General features: G+C 34.3%; 17 protein-coding genes, 1 tRNA gene and 1 pseudogene. 1 reads left to right on the top strand and 18 read right to left on the bottom strand.

The window, feature by feature from the left end:
* The 18 genes and pseudogenes from Q5O30_RS11440 to Q5O30_RS11355 all read right to left on the bottom strand — a co-directional run.
* Positions 1–840: pseudogene (locus Q5O30_RS11440) on the bottom strand (AAA family ATPase); the annotation flags it as partial.
* 21 nt (positions 841–861) lie between these two features.
* Positions 862–1707, bottom strand: a complete 846-nt coding sequence (locus tag Q5O30_RS11435; RefSeq protein ID WP_021953879.1) for a DUF975 family protein — start codon at positions 1705–1707, stop codon at positions 862–864.
* Between the two features lie 88 nt (positions 1708–1795).
* A complete protein-coding gene (locus tag Q5O30_RS11430) occupies positions 1796–2821 on the bottom strand; it encodes a branched-chain amino acid aminotransferase (protein WP_021953878.1) in 1026 nt (341 codons plus the stop codon).
* A gap of 93 nt (positions 2822–2914) precedes the next feature.
* A complete protein-coding gene (locus tag Q5O30_RS11425; protein WP_021953877.1) occupies positions 2915–5218 on the bottom strand; it encodes an ABC transporter permease in 2304 nt (767 codons plus the stop codon).
* Complete coding sequence (locus Q5O30_RS11420) at positions 5208–6092, bottom strand: ABC transporter ATP-binding protein (RefSeq protein ID WP_021953876.1); 885 nt, start codon at positions 6090–6092, stop codon at positions 5208–5210. The genes Q5O30_RS11425 and Q5O30_RS11420 overlap by 11 nt, the downstream gene beginning before the upstream one ends.
* Positions 6089–6463 (bottom strand): GntR family transcriptional regulator, encoded by a 375-nt coding sequence (locus Q5O30_RS11415; protein WP_021953875.1) that lies wholly within the window; start codon positions 6461–6463, stop codon positions 6089–6091. Before Q5O30_RS11415 ends, Q5O30_RS11420 begins: the two co-directional genes overlap by 4 nt.
* A 265-nt stretch (positions 6464–6728) precedes the next feature.
* Positions 6729–6950, bottom strand: coding sequence for a phosphopantetheine-binding protein (locus Q5O30_RS11410; protein ID WP_021953874.1), 222 nt, complete (start codon positions 6948–6950; stop codon positions 6729–6731).
* 134 nt (positions 6951–7084) lie between these two features.
* Positions 7085–9037, bottom strand: a complete 1953-nt coding sequence (ligA, locus tag Q5O30_RS11405; RefSeq protein WP_021953873.1) for an NAD-dependent DNA ligase LigA — start codon at positions 9035–9037, stop codon at positions 7085–7087.
* Between the two features lie 11 nt (positions 9038–9048).
* Positions 9049–9816, bottom strand: a complete 768-nt coding sequence (locus Q5O30_RS11400) for a pseudouridine synthase (protein ID WP_021953872.1) — start codon at positions 9814–9816, stop codon at positions 9049–9051.
* A gap of 24 nt (positions 9817–9840) precedes the next feature.
* Positions 9841–10467 (bottom strand): thiamine diphosphokinase, encoded by a 627-nt coding sequence (locus Q5O30_RS11395; RefSeq protein ID WP_021953871.1) that lies wholly within the window; start codon positions 10465–10467, stop codon positions 9841–9843.
* A 126-nt stretch (positions 10468–10593) separates the two neighbouring features.
* Complete coding sequence (locus Q5O30_RS11390) at positions 10594–11418, bottom strand: hypothetical protein (protein WP_021953870.1); 825 nt, start codon at positions 11416–11418, stop codon at positions 10594–10596.
* Between the two features lie 48 nt (positions 11419–11466).
* Positions 11467–11538 (bottom strand) — tRNA-Arg (locus Q5O30_RS11385).
* A 68-nt stretch (positions 11539–11606) separates the two neighbouring features.
* On the bottom strand, positions 11607–12617 hold the full coding sequence (locus tag Q5O30_RS11380; protein ID WP_021953869.1) for a DUF5688 family protein: 1011 nt from the start codon (positions 12615–12617) through the stop codon (positions 11607–11609).
* Between the two features lie 152 nt (positions 12618–12769).
* Positions 12770–15451: an ATP-binding cassette domain-containing protein gene (locus tag Q5O30_RS11375; protein ID WP_302674714.1), complete on the bottom strand. Its 2682-nt coding sequence runs from the start codon at positions 15449–15451 to the stop codon at positions 12770–12772.
* A 346-nt stretch (positions 15452–15797) separates the two neighbouring features.
* Positions 15798–16160 (bottom strand): hypothetical protein, encoded by a 363-nt coding sequence (locus Q5O30_RS11370; RefSeq protein ID WP_021953866.1) that lies wholly within the window; start codon positions 16158–16160, stop codon positions 15798–15800.
* A gap of 24 nt (positions 16161–16184) precedes the next feature.
* Positions 16185–16829, bottom strand: coding sequence for a deoxyribose-phosphate aldolase (gene deoC / locus Q5O30_RS11365; RefSeq protein ID WP_021953865.1), 645 nt, complete (start codon positions 16827–16829; stop codon positions 16185–16187).
* Positions 16819–18654 carry a translational GTPase TypA gene (gene typA / locus Q5O30_RS11360; protein ID WP_021953864.1) on the bottom strand — a complete coding sequence of 612 codons (1836 nt, stop codon included), beginning with the start codon at positions 18652–18654 and terminating at the stop codon, positions 16819–16821. The genes deoC and typA overlap by 11 nt, the downstream gene beginning before the upstream one ends.
* Positions 18655–18780: 126 nt before the next feature.
* Entirely contained in the window at positions 18781–19410 is a 630-nt protein-coding gene (locus Q5O30_RS11355; protein WP_021953863.1) for a YigZ family protein, read from the bottom strand.
* 184 nt (positions 19411–19594) lie between these two features.
* On the opposite strand from Q5O30_RS11355, the gene Q5O30_RS11350 reads away from it, so the two are divergent.
* Positions 19595–20398, top strand: an 804-nt coding sequence (locus Q5O30_RS11350; protein WP_302674713.1) for a biosynthetic peptidoglycan transglycosylase, incomplete at its 3' end; no start/stop codon positions are given.

Here is a 20398-nt window from a genome sequence, read left to right as displayed (position 1 = left end):
GTGAGTTGCAATACACTCAAATACATCTCTTACATCCTGTGGTACAACAAAGTTTCGCCCTTTCATCCATGCATATGCCCTGCTCATTGCCGCTAAAGCCACTGTTCCACGGGGACTCATTCCCCCTCCTAACATTTCATGGTTTCTTGTGCTTTCTGCCACCTGAACAATATATTTGTACACGCTGTCCTTAATGTACACTTCCTTTACTTCCTGTTCCATAAGGATAATGTCATTAGCACTTATTACATTATTTACATATTCTAAAGGATTTCCCATTTGTCTTCTTTTAAGGATTTCCATTTCCTCTTCCACTGTCGGGTACCCCATATTTACACAAATCATAAATCGGTCTAACTGTGACTCCGGAAGCATCTGGGTTCCTGCTGAGCCTTCAGGATTTTCCGTTGCTATAACCACAAAAGGATTTCCCATCTCTCTTGTTATTCCGTCAACGGTAATTTGTCTTTCTTCCATAACCTCTAATAATGCTGACTGGGTTTTAGGGGATGTTCTGTTTATTTCATCTGCCAAAAACATATTGCACATAAGTGCTCCCGGTTTGTAAACAAACTGTCCCGTTTCCTTTTTGTATATGGAAAATCCCGTTAAATCTGACGGCATTATATCCGGTGTAAACTGTACTCTGCTGTCTTTAATTCCCATAGCCTTTGAAAAAGCCTTAGCCATGGTAGTTTTTCCCACCCCCGGCATATCCTCTATAAGAATATGTCCCTGTGCAATAATTGCTGCCATTATTTTTTCAATAACGTCGTTTTTTCCAACTACTGCCTTTTGTACTTCATTAATAACTGCCAAAGCCTTATTTAATTCGCTCATTATTTTTGCCCCCTGTTTATTTTAATAATTATAATTTTCTCTGTTTGTACTTCCTAATGAACATAATTTAACATATAATTCTGCATCTGTAAGGAAAACATACGGATTAACGTAAAAAATATCCAATATATTTGCAGTAAGCGCAGATAAGAATCTCCAACCTATAAAAGAAATATCTAATACAAATGTATCAAACTTGTTTCCCATCATCATGTTTTTACTTCTTTCAAAAGCCTCATGCATATCCATGTCAGGATTTTCCGCCAATAAATAAGGCACCATTCTATACTCATATGACTTAATTATACCCGGAATAATAAACAATAAGCTCCAAAGTGCTGTAAAAAGATTCTTACAAAACATAATCTTTACTACATTTCCGTATCCCTTTCTAAAAGCATATGCTATTTCAGATGTTTCAGGCTTTTGGGTTCTATTCTTTAAAAACCATCTTTTACATCCGACTTCAAGTGGGGATAAAAGAAAACATCTAAGCAAAATAGATGCCAGCATAAAGAAACCTGCCACACTCATAATTGCATACAATTCAACTAAGGATATACCACTAAATATATTTTTAATATAATTTCTTACATTAAACATCTGAGAAGAGATATCAATGCTGCTGTCCGGTTTCATGTTTGTTATTCCACTACCATTTATTATCTGGTCAAAATAACTTCCGGAACTTCTTCCCATAAGACCCTTACTATAATTAGTAGATATTCCGTTAGTTCCTAAATTTACGTTTAAACGGATTCCCTGTCCTATTGCAATAGCCGTAATTACTGAAAGAAGTACAATCCACCAGTAATTTTTTCTCATAATCTGTTTTGCATTATTCTTTAGTTCTACTCTGTTCCACATATAATACTTTTACTCCTCTCAACACTTTTATTTTATAAGTGTAAAACAGCCCGCTTACAACTTGCAAGCGGGCTTACATTTAATCAAATTATTTAATTTCGTATAACCATCCCTTAGGTGGCTCAATTCTTCCCATCTGAATTCCTGTTAAAGTCTCATAAAGCTTCTTTGTTGTAGGTCCCATTTCTTCCATTCCGCTTGGGAAGCAGATTTCTTTTCCATGGTCAACAATCTTTCCTACAGGAGAGATAACTGCTGCTGTACCACAAAGACCACACTCTGCGAAATCTTTAACTTCATCAAAATATACTTCTCTCTCTTCAACTTCAAGTCCTAAGTAATCCTTAGCAACTGTCATAAGTGAACGACGTGTAATAGATGGTAAAATACTATTTGACTTAGGTGTAACAACCTTATTATCCTTTGTAACGAAAATGAAGTTTGCACCACCTGTTTCTTCTACCTTTGTTCTTGTAGCTGCATCAAGATACATATTCTCGTCAAAGCCTTCTTTATGTGCTGTAACAATGGCATGTAAGCTCATGGCATAGTTAAGACCTGCCTTAATATGACCTGTACCGTGAGGTGCTGCCCTGTCGAAATCACTTACCTTAATTGTAATAGGCTTTGCGCCACCCTTGAAGTAAGGTCCAACAGGTGTTGTAAGTACTCTGAACTGATATTCATCAGCAGGCTTTACACCAATAACAGGATTACTTCCAAACATATAAGGTCTTACATAAAGTGTAGCTCCACTTCCATATGGTGGAACGTATCCTGCGTTAGCCTTGATTGTCTTTTCGATAGCTTCTACAAATTTATCTTCAGGATATGCAGGCATCTCCAGTCTTCTGGCTGAATCTGCCATTCTCTTTGCATTTAAATCAGGACGGAATGTTACTATACGTCCATCCTCTGTGGTGTAAGCTTTCATTCCTTCGAAAACTGTCTGAGCATACTGTAAAACTCCGGCACATTCGTTTATGACTACATTAGCATCGTCTGTTAACTTTCCGTCATCCCACTTTCCATCTTTGAAATTAGATACAAATCTCTTGTCAGTCTGGATATATCCAAAACCAAGATTTGCCCAGTCAATATTTTTCTTGTCCATATTAAATTTCCTCCGTTTGTCTTAGTAGTTTTTAACTTATTTAAATATACTACTATTTTTTTTTACGGTCAATATTTAGCATGACATTATTAACTATTTATTGAACTTTGTCCAATTATACTCATACATATTTGAAAAGAAATTCTCATATTCTTTTTTCAGCTGTTTTCCAAGAGTAACCTGCTGCCCGTCATGTTTTTCAGGCAATGTGATTAACCCGGAAATATTCATATCTTTTTTCCCTATCTGATAAAATACCACTCCCTTAGTTACAAAATCTTCATCATTTTCTTCTTTGTACAACTGTGTATATTTATCATCATCCGGTATTTCATACATCCATACGGTGTCTGAAACCTTTTTACATTTTGTTAAAGTATTATAAATTTCTGTAAGCATAGTCTCATCATCACCTACAGCAACACACTGTACTTCCTTATTTTTATCCCACCCTTCAGGCAGGGTGAAATATATTTTTTTGCCGGATAAATACTTTCCTTTTTCATTGTATGTATATGTTTCGCACTCACTTACAAAGTTGTAGGCATCATTTAAATACCCCTTATCCTCAAGAATTTTCATAGTGTTAGTGTAAGCTTCCGGAATATAAATCAGTCCACCGGCGTAACCACCAGCATCATATCCGTCATCTGATGATATTCTATACGTAACTGAAATTCCCCATATTTTTTCGTAGCTTTTCGGAATATACATTCCATTAGCTTCCACATCCTTTTTAAGTGCCTCTACAAAGGAATTAATCAACTCCTTATTTTCAGGCTTTGATAAATAATCCACCTCATCCGTAACCTGACCTGCCTTAACAGCATAATCATCACCATATATTTCTTCTTCATCAGCATCACCATTTACAACATATTTAGAGATTTGCATATCTGTAATGTATTTATACGGTATTATGTAAAAAGGATGCTTTACCTGAGAATAATACTTAGTTGATGTTATATCAGACATTTTTTTCATAATATCTTTTGTATTTCTGGCAATGTAATAACCATCATATTTTCTTGAAATGGTTTTTCCATTTTTTAACACATACTTAATACTAATACTTTCCTGGTCACTACCACCATATCTGCTTTTAATCGGTAAAAATCCGTGATGCTTATCTAAGCTGTTTGTAATCAGCTTATGTACTTCACATACATCACTTATAATATTAGCATCATCTGTATAAGATGCCAAAACATCTTTCCCATCAATAACAAAACTTTGAGTGTTTCCCTGAACAATATTTACTTTCTGTACATCTTCCTTATCAGGTACTCTTTGCAGGTATCCCAATCCTCCTGATGTTGTAATCAGTAAAAATGCCATGATGCACACAAATACCACACCACATTCCATAAGGCTAGACTTAAACTTTGATAGTCCTCTGTGAAATACTAAATGCAATAACAAATTAGCCGTCATTACGGCAATTACAGTTCCCACAACAAACCATATATACTGTGCCTTACAACTATCATCTCCCAAAAATGAGCACATATATCCCACACCAAATCCTGTTGCAAAACATGTGAAGAATTTAATAATAATTTCCACTATGCTAAAGGCAAAGGCATTCTGGGCACTTTCTGCCTTTCTCTGTTTACAAAGTACAAAGGATGCTGCCATAAGAACCACTGAAAGACATATCCACCATGCAATTCCAAGGCCGCTTCCACTTCCGAATTTACATGTATAAAATGATGCTGCCGGAGATAAAAATGTAAGAACCGTACTTGGAATCTCTGATACAGCAAGTCCCGGAATAACAGATTGTGGAAACAATACCCCAATCAGGACACATATAGGATATATGGCGCTGATTACCACATATGATATAAGTACATCAGCCACTGTTCCGCAACATAATGAAATCATAGCTATAAAACTTACATTTCCAATAATTGTAACTGTCAGTATTCCTATTACCTTAAATGATTCAATTAATGCCACATCACTTAAACCTAAAATGGCACCAACAGAACCTATTATAATCATAGGAACTATACATAAAACCAATGTGGAAAAGTATCTTACAAAAAATAAGGTTCTTCTGCTTATTGGGTAACTGCCAAATAAGTCCACACTTCTTTTATTATGCATATATGAAAATGACATTATTGCCATGATTATTGAAAAGATTATGGCAAATGCCACAAAAAATATAGCCGGAAGATATTCACAAACTTCTTTCATATCTTTTATATAACTTTCCATTCCTAAATTTTGCTGCGTACCACAAACTATCATTGCAAATATTTCAATCATTGGAAATGATAAAAACAACAAAATCCAATATGCAATTGAAAACGGAAGATTTTTTCTTAATGACCATTTAAATAATGCAACTGCTTTTTTTCTGCCTGATAATCCTACATTATTTTCCATAACCTACACCCTCCATTTCGTTAATAAATACTTCTTCTAATGTTGATGGCATTACTTCTAAAAATGCCGGTTCTAATTTCTTTAGTTCTTCCATTACTTCATCTAAATCTCCCTTTACCATAAGCACATAATATCCACCTATCTGGCTTAATACCTGGGCATCTAAATGGTTAAAGGCATCTCCATCCGGCGGATTGTTAAATGCCATATGGATTTTATGCATCTTATTCTTAAGTTCGTCTGTTTCCTTATTTGTAACAAGACTTCCACTATGTAATAATACTATTCTGTCACATATATCATCAATTTCCCTTAAATTGTGGGATGCAATAATACATGTCATGTTATTCTCCGTAACGTCCTCGATTATAATGGTCTTTAATGTTTTTCTTATAACCGGGTCTAATCCGTCAAATATTTCATCTAAAAACAAATATTTCGGTCTTGTTGAAAAGGCAAGAATAAGGGATGCCTGCCTTTGCATACCTTTACTCATATTAATTATTCGTTTGTTTGTTGCTATAGGGAACATTTTACATAACTGTGTGTAACGTCCCTCATCCCAGCTTTTATAGAGACCTCTTAAAAGCTTTGCCATATTTTCCACTGTACTGTCATTAAAAAAATACGGATAATCGGAAATAAAATAGCAGCGTTCCTTTATTTCATGGTTATCAAAGGAATCCTGTCCGTCTATTATAACCTTTCCCCCATCAGGCTCATAAACTCCTGCAAGGGTTCTTAAAAGGGTACTTTTACCACTTCCGTTACTTCCTGCCAAGCCGAAAATGGTTCCTTCAGATATGACGCAGTTTAAATTATTAATGGCAACTGTTTTGTCAAATCTTTTCGTCAGATTATTTATTTCTATCATTCTGTCTTTCCTCCACTTATAGTTTCATCTATAATTTCTATCATCTCACCCCTGGTAATGCCTTTTTTGTAGGCTTCCCCGATAACACCGGTAAGTTTCTTTTTAATCTCTATTTTCTCAGCTTCATTTTGTCCTAATTTGTCTGAAATAAAGCTTCCCCTGCCTACAGTTGAATATATATATCCGTCTGTTTCTAACATCTTGTATGCTTTCTGTACCGTATTAGGATTAATGCCTAATTCTGTAGCCAGAGTTCTAACCGGCGGCAGTTTTGTGTGACTTTTAAGTATTCCAAGGGATGTAAGCCGTACTACATCATCATATAACTGCTGATAAACCGGCGTTCTTGAACCAAAGTTTACTGTGAACATATTATTCCCCTTTCATTTATTAATTGTACTACATCAATTAGTACAATTTAATAATACAATTTCCCTTTACATCTGTCAAGAAAAAATATCCCTGTTTTCGGCATATTTTTTGACATTAAAAATTGCTATCTTAATAATATTTTTCCAAAGATTTATACATAAAATAAAAGATTGTCATTAAATTATCTTTCAGACATTTAACAACAATCTTTTATATTTTGCATTGTACTGCATATTCTATTTTAGAAATATTAATTACAGCTTATTACTGAAGCTTTTCTAAAAGTTCAATAATAGTGTCAATATTTTCAAAATTATCTTCGTTTCTCTCATCATAAGGAATATCTACATCAAATTTATCCTCAAGTGCAACAATCAACTCCATAAGCTGTTTTGACTCTAAGAACTCCGCTATGCTCATATCCTCATCATCCGGATCCCATAATGGATTAATGTCGCATAAAATTTCTATAATATCGTCACGCATATCTTTTCCTCCCATAAATTATTTATTAGAAATTTAATACTGATATATATTTATCATAATATATGATATGGTTCAATGGTTTTAACCCATTTTATTAAAAAAAATATTGCACTATCTAAACATGACTTATTGCCCTAGCTCCATCTTTCAATAAACTGTTCCTCTGTAATGATTTCAATTCCCAATTCTTTAGCCTTTTTGTTCTTAGAAGAATTAGACATTATGTCATTATTGATAAGATAATTGGTTTTAGATGTTACGGAGCCTGTCACCTTACCGCCTCTTTGTTCAATATATTCCTTTACCTCATTTCTATTGGCAAAATGATTAACACTACCTGTTACCACGAAGTTAAGTCCCTCCATATTCTGAGCGCTATGGTTTACTTCCGGATTCTTTATTGTTACTTCCTGAAGAAGCCTGTCTAATTTTTCAACGTTTTCCTTATCTGAAAAATATTCCGTGAATTTTTCTGCCATTTTGTCCCCAATTCCCTCTATCTTAACCAGTTCCTCCACTGTAGCATGTCTGATTTTTTCCAAATCATTATCAAAATATTTGCAGATAAGTTTTGCATTTGCAACACCTATGTTAGGGATTCCCAAACTGTATATAAGGGCGTGCAGTTCCACATCCCTTGACTTGTTAAGGGATGTTATTAAATTATCATAGGACTTTTCACCAAATCCCGATGTATTGGTAATCTCCTCCCTGTATCTGCTTATACGGTAAATATCTGCAAACTCTCTGATGTAACCTGCATCAATAAATTTTTCCAATGTTTCCTCTGATAATCCATCGATATTCATTGCATTTCTTGATACAAACAAAGTAAATGCCTTAATATTTTTTGCAGGACATTGTTTATTGGGACAATAGAGAGTTTTTATTCCATTATCATTTCTTATTTCCGTATTATGTCCACAGGCAGGGCATGTATCAGGAACCTCAATATTTCCGGTTTGGGTAAGATTTTCGGAAATCTGTGGAATAATCATATTTGCCTTGTAAACCTTTATCCTGTCTCCTGAGTGAAGGGCTAACTGTTCCACTATACTTACATTATGAACGCTTGCCCTGGTAACTGTGGTACCTTCTAATTCCACCGGTTCAAAAACTGCAACAGGATTTATAAGACCTGTTCTGCTGGGACTCCATTCTATATATTTCAAAGTTGTTTCAGCCTGTTCATCTTCCCATTTAAAGGCTATGCCATTTCTTGGAAATTTAGCCGTTGACCCCAGAGAAATTCCATATGCAATATCATCATACATAAGTACAAGTCCATCTGAAGGATAATCATATGTTTTTATTTTCTCTGCAAAATATTCCACGGTTTCCTTCATATTATCCTGAGTTACCCTTTTATGTTCCACCACATCAAAGCCCTGATTTTCAAGCCATTTAAACTGATTTTCCATGGAATTTTGAAAATCCACATTTTCAGCATTAATTAAGGCAAATGCCATAAAATTAACATTTCTTTTAGCTGTTATTTCCGAATTTAACTGTCTCACTGAACCTGAGCATAAATTTCTTGGATTTTTATACTTTGCATCTATATCTTCTATTGACTTATTTATTTCCTCAAAATCAGAATATTTAATTACAGCCTCACCTCTTAAAGTTAACTCCCCTTTAAAAGGAATGGATACAGGGATATTTTTAAAGGTTCTTGCATTAGCAGTAATTACTTCCCCCACCTGTCCGTTTCCACGGGTAACTGCCTTTTGAAGACTTCCGTTGTTATATGTCAAAACTACCGTAAGTCCGTCTAACTTCCATGACAAAAGACATTTTCTCTCCCCTGCAAATGCAGCTAATGTCTCCACTTCCTTTGTCTTATCCAATGACAGCATAGGACTTCCATGCTGTTCCTTTGGCAGTTCACTTACTACCTCATATCCTACGTTCACCGTAGGGCTGTTAGCAAGAACAATTCCTGTTTCCTTTTCTAATGAAAGAAGTTCATCGTAAAGCTTATCATATTCAAAGTTAGACATTATTTCTTCTGCCTCCTGATAATAAGCTCTTCCTGCTTTATTTAAAAGTTCAACTAATTCTTTAATTCTCTCTGATTTCTCCATTTTATCCTCTCTTAAATACCACAGATTTTCTTTAATTTATTTAACTCTTCCTCTGTTACGTTTCTGTACGCACCAACAGGCATATTGCCCATTTCAATGTTAACTATTCTGATTCTTTTTAATTTCTGAACATTATAGCCTAGTGCCTCACACATTCTTCTTATTTGTCTGTTAAGTCCCTGAGTAAGAACAATATTAAAGGTATTATTACTTATTTTAGATACCCTACAGGGTCTTGTTTTCTGATTTAATATTTCTACTCCCTGTGACATTTTTTTAATAAAATCGTCAGTTATTTTTTTGTCTACAGTGACTATATATTCCTTTTCGTGGTAATTAGATGCTTTTAATATTCCATTTACAAAAGCACCGTCATTGGTAAGTAAAATAAGCCCCTGAGAGTTTTTGTCTAATCTGCCAATGGGATATATTCTCTTATGATAACCAACAAAATCTATTATATTATCAGGATTTTTCATATCTGAGGTACATTCAATTCCTACCGGCTTATTAAGGGCAATAAGTATCTGCTGCTTTTCCCTTATAATTACCTTATCCTCCACTTTTACTATGTCAGTACAAAGGATTTTCTGCCCCATAAGAGCCACTTCATCATTTACAAAAACCTTTCCCTTTTCCACTAATCTGTCTGCTTCACGCCTTGAACAAAATCCCGAATCACTCAAATATTTATTAAGACGTATAGGAGTTAAGTCCCTGTTTTTTTCTCTTGATATTTCTTTGTTATCTATACAAAACGCCCTGGTTATTTTACTCATATTATTTCCTTACCTGTTAATAAATTAATGACTCATTTCATCAGTTATTATTAGCAGGCTTCCATCCTTAACTTCAATTTCCACTTCATTTCCAATAAATGAATTGCTTACTGATAATGTAGAATCCGGTTCAATGGTTACTTTTTCAGCGTGATACAATGCCCCCTTAATTGTAACCTCCTTAGCATCACCACCTATGGCAAATACCGACAAATTACCTTTTTCCTGCTTGGGAATGGTTATTTTCCTATTGGTAATCATATAGTAAGTATTAACATCATCAATCATTTTTATATTAACATCTCTTTTTGATGCATAAAGCATAACCTGAATATTGGCAAAGGTGTGGTCTATTCTTTTACCCTTGGTTCCGCCGTATATTACTATATTATTATAGCCTTTTTCCATTGCCAGTTCCACAGCCAGCATCATATCCGTGTCATCTTTCATTACCTTATATCTTATAACATTATCCCCTTTTGGTACATAGCCTAATGAATCAAAATCCCCTAATATATAATCAGGAGTAATGTTTAACTTTTCAAGAATTTTCACTCCACCATCTGCTGCTATGACACAATCCCCTTCATTTATTTTAAAATCAGTGCCTGTATTATCCCCGGCACCTGCTATATAACATGTTTTCTCCACACATAACTCCTTGGTAATATATAAATTCTATTTCATTGGTTACTAAATACATCCATATTTGCAACATTTACTTCTTTTTTTTTAGTATAAAAAGAAGTATCACAAATGCAATACTTCTTTTTATAATTATTTCTTTTTCTTTGTAGCCTTCTGTGTAGTTTCATCAGAAGCCTTTGTTGTACTGTTTTCTTTAGTAGAAGCTTCTTCCTTTTTCTCACTGACCTTTTCACTTATTTTATTAAAATAATCATCTAACTTCTTGTCAGACTTTCTTGCCTCTTCAAATTCCTGACTTACACTCTTTAACAGTTTTTGCACGTCATCATCTTTCGTAAGGCTGTCCATGTACTTCTCAACTTCCTCACCGGGATCATTTTGAATATACACATTTCCTGTTTTTCCATCACGAACAACGTAAAAACGGGTTATGGACGGAGCCGGAGTATCAATATTCTTGTACTCTGTCTGATAATATGCATATACAACGTATGTGTTTTCATACTGTCCTTCTTTAGTGTAACACTCTATGTCACTATATGCTGAAACATAATTGTTGTATTTAATTTTGTTAATGTCATACATATTTCCAACGTACTGGGCTAATACCTGAAGACGCTTCTGCTCATCCTCAATTAAAAATGCATTAAGGTAATTCTTAATAACATCGGAAATCTCAGGATACTTTTCATCTTCTAAAGGATTTGCTACTGTTTCCTTATTTGATGCTGAATTATTTTTTCCCACAAAATGTGATACTAAGAAAACAACGCCTCCTAAAATTACTACTGCCAAAAGTATGGCAATTATTATATCAAATCTGATTTTGGGTTTCTTTTTCTTATTTTCTTTTTTCTTTTTTATAATCTCACCGGACTTTTTGTGATCTTCTTCAACCTCTTTTAATAAGTCCTCTAATTCAGAACTTATAAATCGCTTTTTTTCAGTGCTCACAATGACACACTCCTTTATCAAAATTTGTATTCATAATAATGTGATAAATGCACCCGACGGGAATCGAACCCACATTACTGCCTCCGGAGGGCGGCGTTTTATCCATTAAACTACGGATGCATTTTTACATCACTGTCCATTTTACATTAGAAAAATGCATTAGGCAACTGTTATTTTAAATTACTTCTTTAATATCCTAATTCTTCTGTTTCTCTTTTGTATACATACACATGGTCAGAAAGTATTTCCACAGGATCTAACTGAGTTCTGTTTACCTCCCGTATCATTTCGTCTATTTCCTTTGTATCCCAGCCCATGGCAGGAATCAATATCACCTCATGAATGGAACTGGGAATAATATATATATCCTGTCCAACCTTGTCAGCGAACTTTTTAAGTACCCCGGGATAAAGTATGCATGCTGCCCCATTTGACTTGTCTTCGTTAGTCATTACATACATCTCCATATTTCTGTCTAATTTAACTTTTTCCATCTCTTCCTTAACCATATCCTCAACTTGTGCATATGTATATCCCCCATAGCAGGTTTCCTCTTTTATTAAATCACCATCATCATTATCCTCATTCCTTTCATCCCCCACTATACTGTCAAGAATCATTTCAGAAATAATATCTTCCATTCTACGTATAACAGGCTGATACTTTGTCCATGTATTCTCATAAGCCGTAACACATAACCGGGATAAATCTATTCCCCATTCTTTTATGTTGCCATCTCTAATCATGGTAACTGCCTGGGCTCCCTCCCTGTAGGATACCAAAATATAAAATACTATAGCTAAATCAAGAACTCTAACATGGGGTGTTGTTTTTAACATTTCTCTGTTCATATTATAATTAACCAGCTTATAAAAGATTCTTTTTTTGACCTTTGAAAAATTTCTTAAATCATTGATGTTAACTTCATTTATTAAACCCTTGGAACTATCTAAATAAACCTCAAAAATTTCTTTGCTTATATCATCAATATTCCTGCCTTTTTTAAACTGGGAGTAATAATCATTAAGATATATATTAGGGGTTGCCATGTCATTTTTTCTTTCTATACTTATGGCACGCATTCTTACATTATTATTCTTTATAATGTCGTGAACAAATACTGTGCAATCTTCTAAATTTCCCTGAACCAACTCCTCCACTTTTTCTTTTATTTCCTTAATAAACGTTACATAATCCATTTTATTTCTCCTAACATTATGAATTTGTTCAGTTGCATAAGGTTTGTGTTCGATTTATAGTTTTATTATAATGCATAGCATTATATTTTTCAACATATATTTTAAGTGACCATTTCTAAAAGAAATGGCCACTTATTAACTGCGGATACCTTTTATTTATTTCTTATTGCCTCTATAGGTCTTTTTGATGCTATCTTATAAACCGGTATAAAGCTTGCTACTGCTGCAACGCCTAAGCTTATTAATAGAAGTAATATAATCTGTCTTGGTCCGAAATTAAGTACAGTTATTAAAACTCCCATCTCTTTTCTTATAGCACTGTTTATCCATACTGTAACGCTTCCGGCAGCTATTGTTGCTAAAACAAAGTTTATAACAGCTATAATAAAGCTCTCTGAGAAGAATATTCTAAATACGTCATTACTTCTTGCACCTATTGCCCTAAGTATTCCAATTTCCTGCTTTTTGTAAGCTATACTTGTGGCAATAAAGTTTGATAACATAATTGCCGCAAATAATGCAAATCCCAATCCCACATACAGGAATACCTTTGATAATACATTTAATATTTCATCTACTGAATCTAACTCAAAGGTAACTGAATTTTGCATTTTAAATTTTACATTATCTTTTTCCGTATAACAATACTTTACAAGTTTTTGTATGTCTGCCTTGTTGTCAGGCATTGATGACACTGCAAAACTATAAGTTCCAATTGCTCCAACCCAGTCTTTTTCATAGAATTTATCAGGAACAACATATACTGCCTTACCTTCTCCTTTTATTACTCCTACTATCTTCCAGTTTTTATCTGTTTTTTCCTCTTCACTGGCTAATGAATAGCTTATGTTGAAAAATGGTTCATTCTTAAGATATTCAACGAAATCCTTAGCATCTACATCTTCACCGTTTTTGTATATTTGTCCTTCCGGAACAATTATTTCATTATCTGCTAATTTACTCTTTTCACCATCAACCCATGTAATTTTTGACTTGTCAGCATCTGATAATTTTGTCATTCCATCAGATGAACAATCGTAGCTGCTATTGCTTACATCCATATAAATGGAATTAGTATTTACATTAATAACCTTTCCGTCACCATTGACTAAACTTTCAACATATCCGTCACCGGTCATGGCTACACATGATAAGCTGTATTCCTTTATCCCATCTAATTCTCTGCTTAAGGCATACATGGCAAGAGTTTCTGCATTACTTTTTCCTGTCATGCTGTCACCTATTGTTTTATATCTGTTAAAATCAACCTTTGTGTCAATTACGGCAGTAACAGTAAATTTATCCCCGTTTAACTCAATTGTTTTTCCTATAATATCTTTATAATCTGAAATCTTTTCAATGCTTTTGCCTTCTAAATATCCTGTTTTTTCGTAGGTTTTATATACATATTCACTAATAGCTATTTCTTTCTTACTTCCGTCAGGCAGTTTTCCGGCTAATACCTTGTATCCCATTTCATCAATTATTTTCTGATTAATGTCAGCAAATCCTGTTATTGATGTTGCATATGGACAATAGACTTCATTTCCTGACAGATTTGATGTATCTTTTATGTTTGTCATTTCCATTCCTTCATCGCTAGGCATATAAACACCTCTGAAATCATGGCCTGTTTCTTTACTTATCTTTGCTACATCTTCATCTGTAAGTTTGTATGACCAGTCATCCCACCATGTAGCTCCATCGTTATCCATTTTTTTAGCTTTTAATACAGACGCATATTTTATATTTGAATCTGATATTGAATTAGTACATGTTTTAATATGGTCATATGTTCCAAATGTATCTGCCAGTGCAAACATTCCAAATGCCACAAAAGACAATAAAATAGTAATCACCAGTCTGAATTTCTTGTGTTTTAAACCACTTGCTCCAATTTTAAAGGAATTTTTAACAGGAAGCTTTGATTTAATTAATTTAAACTCTCCATCCACATAATCAATTGCATCCTGATTTGTTTTTTTGAAATTGCCGCTAACATGCTGCTTTGCTTTTATTGTTGCCTTAACATCTTTTTTGACAGAATCCATATACTCATTTATTGCAATTCTGTCTTCCTCTGTAAGATGATATCCTTCAGATATAATAAAACCGTCCTCTTCAAAGGAAATTCCCTGGGAGAAATCAATTTCATCACCGTCTGTTTTTTCTACATCTGAAATAACTTTTCCATCTGCCAGTTCTATAATTCTGTCTCCATACTGCTCTGCAAACTCCCTATCGTGGGAAACTACAATTACAAGCTTCTCCTCTGACAGCTTTTTCAGTGTATCAAAAACCTGTTTTCCTGTATTAGAATCCAAGGCTCCTGTAGGCTCATCTGCCATAATTATCTGAGGATTTTTTACTAAAGCTCTTGCAATTGCAACTCTTTGCTTCTGACCTCCTGAAAGTTCATTTGGCTTTCTGTCACCAAATCCGTCTAAATCTACCTGTCTTAATATTTTACTTATTTCCTCATCTGTGGCTTTTCTTCCCTGAAGTTCAATTGCCAATGCTATATTAGCTCCCACAGTAAATTCTTCTAAAACATTGTACTCCTGAAAAATAAATCCAACATATGTATTTCTGTATGAATCAAAATGATTCTGTTTAAAGTTTTTAGAAGAAACACCTTTTATAATTATTTCTCCATCATCATATTTATCTAGTCCTCCTAAGAGATTAAGTAATGTTGACTTGCCGCTTCCGGACTTTCCCAACAGGAAAATCATTCCTTTTTCAGGAAATTTTAATGATATACCTTTTAATGCTTCAACAGAAACACCTTTTTTGGTTTTATATGTTTTTCGTAAATTTTTCGTTTCTAACATTTTACTACCTTTTCCTTTCATATTGTATCGCTCTAGAACTAATTGTACTATATCAATTAATACAATTGTATTATAGTAACCCCATTTTAATCTGTCAACCCCCTTTTTATTTAAATATTTTATTCTTTATATTTACGGTATGGAATAATACCTAATAACACAAAACGACCTTTAACTACCGGTTTAAAACCCGATAGCTAAAGGCCGCCTTTAAATTATAGGAAATACGTTATAAGTATTTATGCTCCCACGATTATATTTCCCCAGTCATAGTCCACAATCTTATATGCCGGATTTACCGGTAAAAGTATTTTCTCATATAAGAAATTATGTCCTGCTACTGTATTCATTTTTCTGTTCTGATACAAAATATCAGCAATGGAATAAATTGTATAGTTTTCATTTTGTAATCTTCTTCACCCCATCCGTTTCCATTGTTGTTTGCCTTGTTTCCTATGGAGAAATCACAAAGTCCTACATTAGTCTGCTTTGGAGATACTTTATAAATTCTTGCATTATCTCTGGTCTTCATATAGTATCTTGTAGGGATATCGATTTCTACTGTTTTAGCAGATGTATTAACACCTGTTATTTTTCTATAAAATGTAGTTCCCATAGTTGTAGTATTAACACTTCCCTTAATACGCAAAGCTGCTGAGTTTTCTGAAGATGTTGGTTTAACCTTAAATGTACCTTCCGGGAGATACACCGTTCCCCCTCCTAAAAAATATTTTTATTTAATTAATCCGATAATTTTGCTGGTTCCTAACCTGTCTGCCCCTAAATTAAGGAATCTTTCGGCATCTTCTAATGAAGCTATTCCTCCTGCAGCTTTTATATGGGTATTATTAGAAATATATTTATTAAAAATTTCCACATCTTCAAAAGATGCACCCCTAATTGAAAATCCTGTAGAAGTTTTTATAAAGTCTGCCTTAGACATTGACACCACTTCTGTCATTTTAACTTTTTCTTCATCAGTTAAAAGAGCCGTTTCAACAATTACTTTAAGTAATCTTCCATCACATGCATCTTTAACTTTATTTATTTCGCTAAATATTGCATCGTAATTTTTTTCCTTAACCCATCCTAAATTAATAACCATATCAATTTCAGATGCACCATTTTTTACGGCATCCATGGCTTCAGCACACTTTATGTCTGTTGTGTTATATCCGTTAGGAAATCCGATTACCGTACATACAGGTATTTTCCCTTCAACATATTCTGCCGCTTTTTTAACAAAAGAAGGTGGAATACACACAGACGCTGTGGAATACTCTATTCCCTCGTCGCAAATCTGCTTAATCTGTTCCCATGTTGCATCCTGCTTTAATAAAGTATGGTCAACCTTTTTTAATATCTCTTTAATTTCCATTCTGCTTCCTTATGTTTGCTCTCTTTCTCAATGTAGGATCTAATATTTTCTTTCTTATTCTAAGACTTTCAGGTGTTATTTCCAACAATTCGTCTGTGTCAATAAACTCCAACGCCTGCTCTAAGCTTAAAACTTTCTTTGGAACAAGTCTTAATGCTTCATCAGAACTTGACGTTCTTGTATTTGAAAGATGTTTGGTTTTACAAACATTAACTTCAATATCTTCTGCCCTGCCTGTCTGTCCTACAACCATTCCTGAGTAAACCTTTTCTCCCGGTCCGATAAATAATGTTCCACGCTCCTGGGCATTGAAAAGACCATATGTTATGGCTTCACCTGCTTCAAAAGCAATAAGTGAGCCCTGTTTTCTGTACTGAATGTCCCCTTTATATGGACCATAATCATCAAATACAGTATTTATGACACCATTTCCCTTAGTATCTGTCATAAATTCTCCTCTGTATCCAATAAGTCCACGGGAAGGAATTGAGAATTCTAATCTTGTATAACCGTCTCCTGTAGGAGCCATTCCCTGAAGTTCACCTTTTCTGTTGCTTAATTTCTGTATAATTGCACCTGAAAATTCATCAGGAACATCAATATAGCAGATTTCCATAGGTTCTAACTTCTTACCACGTTCATCTTCCTTATAGATAACCTCTGCTTTACTTACGGCAAATTCATAACCTTCTCTTCTCATGTTTTCAATAAGAACCGATAAATGAAGTTCTCCACGTCCTGAAACCTTGAATGTATTCATATCTTCAGTTTCTTCTACCCTAAGAGATACGTCAGTATTTAATTCACGCATAAGTCTGTCTCTTATGTGACGTGATGTTACAAACTTACCTTCCTGACCTGCAAGCGGGCTGTCATTTACCATAAAATTCATGGAAATGGTTGGTTCTGATATTTTCTGGAATGGTATAGGCTGTGGGTTGTCTAATGAACAAATTGTATCTCCTATACTTATATCTGCAATACCTGAAATTGCCACTATAGCACCAACTGTAGCTTCCTTTACTTCTTTTTTCTGTAATCCCTCAAATTCATAAAGTTTACTGATTTTTACTCTCTTTGTATTTGAAGGGTCATGATAGTTTACTAATGTTACATCCTGATTTACCTTAATTGTACCATTATCCACTTTACCAACGCCGATACGTCCAACGTATTCATTATAGTCAATTGTACTGATAAGTACCTGAGTATCTGCCTCCGGGTCTCCTTCCGGTGCAGGAATATAATCAATAATTGTTTCAAACAAAGGCTTCATATCAACGCCTTCATCTTCCATATTTAGCTTAGCAATTCCCTGCTTAGCTGATGCAAACACAAAAGGACATTCTAACTGGTCTTCATTAGCATCTAATTCAATAAATAATTCTAATACTTCATCTATAACTGCCTCAGGTCTTGCCTCAGGTCTGTCAATTTTATTAATGCAGACAATTACAGGAAGACTAAGCTCTAAAGCCTTTTTAAGAACAAATCTTGTTTGAGGCATAGCACCTTCAAAAGCATCTACAACTAAAATAACACCGTTTACCATTTTAAGTACACGCTCAACTTCTCCTCCGAAATCAGCATGTCCCGGTGTATCAATAATGTTTATTTTTGTGTTCTTATAAGTAACCGCAGTATTTTTTGACAGAATAGTGATTCCTCTTTCTCTTTCAATATCATTAGAATCCATTACTCTTTCAGCTACTTCCTGATTTTCTCTAAATACACCACTCTGTTTTAACAATTCATCAACCAATGTAGTTTTTCCATGGTCAACGTGAGCAATTATGGCAATATTTCTTATATCTTCTCTAATCATTTTTTAATATTTCTCCTTTGATTATTCACATACATCTTTTCGATTGTATCACACTGAAAATTTTTTTCAATAAAAACAGTTTATATTAAGTCCCCAACGCACTATTTTTCACTAATGACGTCCTTTTTATGGCATCTCCATATAAAATGGTGCCTCTTTAATTTCGCTCCATACTGCCTTATCACTGGTAGTATCTACAACCTTTTTTTTAAAATTTTCAAAATCACTTTTTCCCATAACAATGTTAATGGTTACATCTGCCCCATATTCCTCTGTTTCTTCCATATCAAACTGACTCATAATATATTTTATTTTTCCAATGGAATTATAATCTGTTGTAACTGAGAAATTCACTCCCGGACAAACTTCTTTTATAACCGAGTTTTTAAGCCCTTCTTTAGATGATAAGCCATAGGCCCTTACCAGCCCTCCTGTTCCAAGAAGGGTTCCTCCAAAATACCTAGTTACCACTATCAGGGTATTCCTTAAGTTTTCTCCCATAAGCACCTCAAGTATAGGCTTTCCTGCTGTTCCCTGAGGTTCACCATCATCACTAAATCTTTGTATTTCGTTGTTCTTTCCCATTATAAATGCAAAGCAGTTATGTCTTGCATCCCAATATTTTTTCTTAATGTTTTCTATTTGTAAAAGTGCTTCCTCTTCACTTTCCACAGGCAAAACATGAGCAATAAACCGGGATTTTTTTTCAGTTATTTCCCCTTCTCCGCCTTTACTTACAATATAATATTTATCCATTTAATGCCACCTCGTTTCTACTATATCATATTTAATGCCCATTATGAAGAATGAACTTTCTATGTTGCGACATTTTTCCCCTTTATTAAATTCCATCCTTTTGTTATAATTGCTTGAGGAGGAAGGTATTCCGACGATTTGCCGCCCACTGCTAGGAGGGGGCATTACATTTAGGAGGGAACAAATGAACGAAGTTCATTTCTATAAATGTTCCCGACGATTTGCCGCTGACTGTAAGGAAGGGGCATTACATTTAGGAGGACGTAAAATGAATTTCGGATATAAAGAAACAATCAACAAGCAAAAAGACTTAGTTTCCGTACAACGGAAAGTAATGTCTAAATCACTTGTTTCACTATTGAAAATTTTTCTATATATTATATTACTTCTTATTATAACGGTGGGATTTCTGCTTTTAGGAATTGTTCACGGCATTATTAAAAGTGCACCTTCAATAGATGATGTTTCAATTGTTCCGTCATCTTATTCCACTACTGTGTATAATTCAGATAATAAAGAAATTGCCAAATTAATAACCAGTGGTTCTAACCGTATTAAGGTTTCTTTAGATCAGGTTCCTACCTATTTAAGATGGGCATTTATTGATACTGAAGATGCAAGATTTTATGAGCACAACGGTATTGACATTCAGGGTATAGGACGAGCTGCCTTAATTGCAGTGACTACCCTTAACCCATCAGAAGGTGCCAGCACCATAACTCAGCAGGTACTTAAAAATAATGTTTTTACCAACTGGACATCTGAAAGTGCATTTCTTTCATCCTTAAAACGTAAGATTCAGGAACAGTATCTTGCTGTTCAGCTTGAAAAGGTTACGTCAAAGGAAACTATTTTGGAAACATACTTAAATACCATTAACCTTGGGGCAAATACCCTTGGTGTACAGGCAGCTTCCTTAAGGTATTTTAACAAGGATGTAAGTAAGCTGACAGTATCGGAAGCAGCTGTTTTGGCAGCTACAACTTCC

The sequence above is a fragment of the Eubacterium sp. CAG:161 genome, assembly GCF_000432355.1.
In the GTDB taxonomy this organism is placed as follows: Bacteria; Bacillota; Clostridia; order Lachnospirales; family Lachnospiraceae; genus Eubacterium_G; species Eubacterium_G segne.
The sequence above is the reverse complement of the archived record's forward strand: the minus strand, read 5'-3'. Positions and strand labels throughout refer to the sequence as shown.

Coding starts and splice junctions, on each gene's coding strand:
- deoC (WP_021953865.1), bottom strand. CDS start 16,829: ATGGAAATTAAAGAGATATTAAAAAAGGTTGACCATACTTTATTAAAG.
- Q5O30_RS11410 (WP_021953874.1), bottom strand. CDS start 6,950: ATGCGTGACGATATTATAGAAATTTTATGCGACATTAATCCATTATGG.
- Q5O30_RS11415 (WP_021953875.1), bottom strand. CDS start 6,463: ATGTTCACAGTAAACTTTGGTTCAAGAACGCCGGTTTATCAGCAGTTA.
- Q5O30_RS11425 (WP_021953877.1), bottom strand. CDS start 5,218: ATGGAAAATAATGTAGGATTATCAGGCAGAAAAAAAGCAGTTGCATTA.
- Q5O30_RS11430 (WP_021953878.1), bottom strand. CDS start 2,821: ATGGACAAGAAAAATATTGACTGGGCAAATCTTGGTTTTGGATATATC.
- Q5O30_RS11375 (WP_302674714.1), bottom strand. CDS start 15,451: ATGTTAGAAACGAAAAATTTACGAAAAACATATAAAACCAAAAAAGGT.
- Q5O30_RS11435 (WP_021953879.1), bottom strand. CDS start 1,707: ATGTGGAACAGAGTAGAACTAAAGAATAATGCAAAACAGATTATGAGA.
- Q5O30_RS11420 (WP_021953876.1), bottom strand. CDS start 6,092: ATGATAGAAATAAATAATCTGACGAAAAGATTTGACAAAACAGTTGCC.
- Q5O30_RS11380 (WP_021953869.1), bottom strand. CDS start 12,617: ATGGATTATGTAACGTTTATTAAGGAAATAAAAGAAAAAGTGGAGGAG.
- typA (WP_021953864.1), bottom strand. CDS start 18,654: ATGATTAGAGAAGATATAAGAAATATTGCCATAATTGCTCACGTTGAC.
- Q5O30_RS11355 (WP_021953863.1), bottom strand. CDS start 19,410: ATGGATAAATATTATATTGTAAGTAAAGGCGGAGAAGGGGAAATAACT.
- Q5O30_RS11400 (WP_021953872.1), bottom strand. CDS start 9,816: ATGAGTAAAATAACCAGGGCGTTTTGTATAGATAACAAAGAAATATCA.
- ligA (WP_021953873.1), bottom strand. CDS start 9,037: ATGGAGAAATCAGAGAGAATTAAAGAATTAGTTGAACTTTTAAATAAA.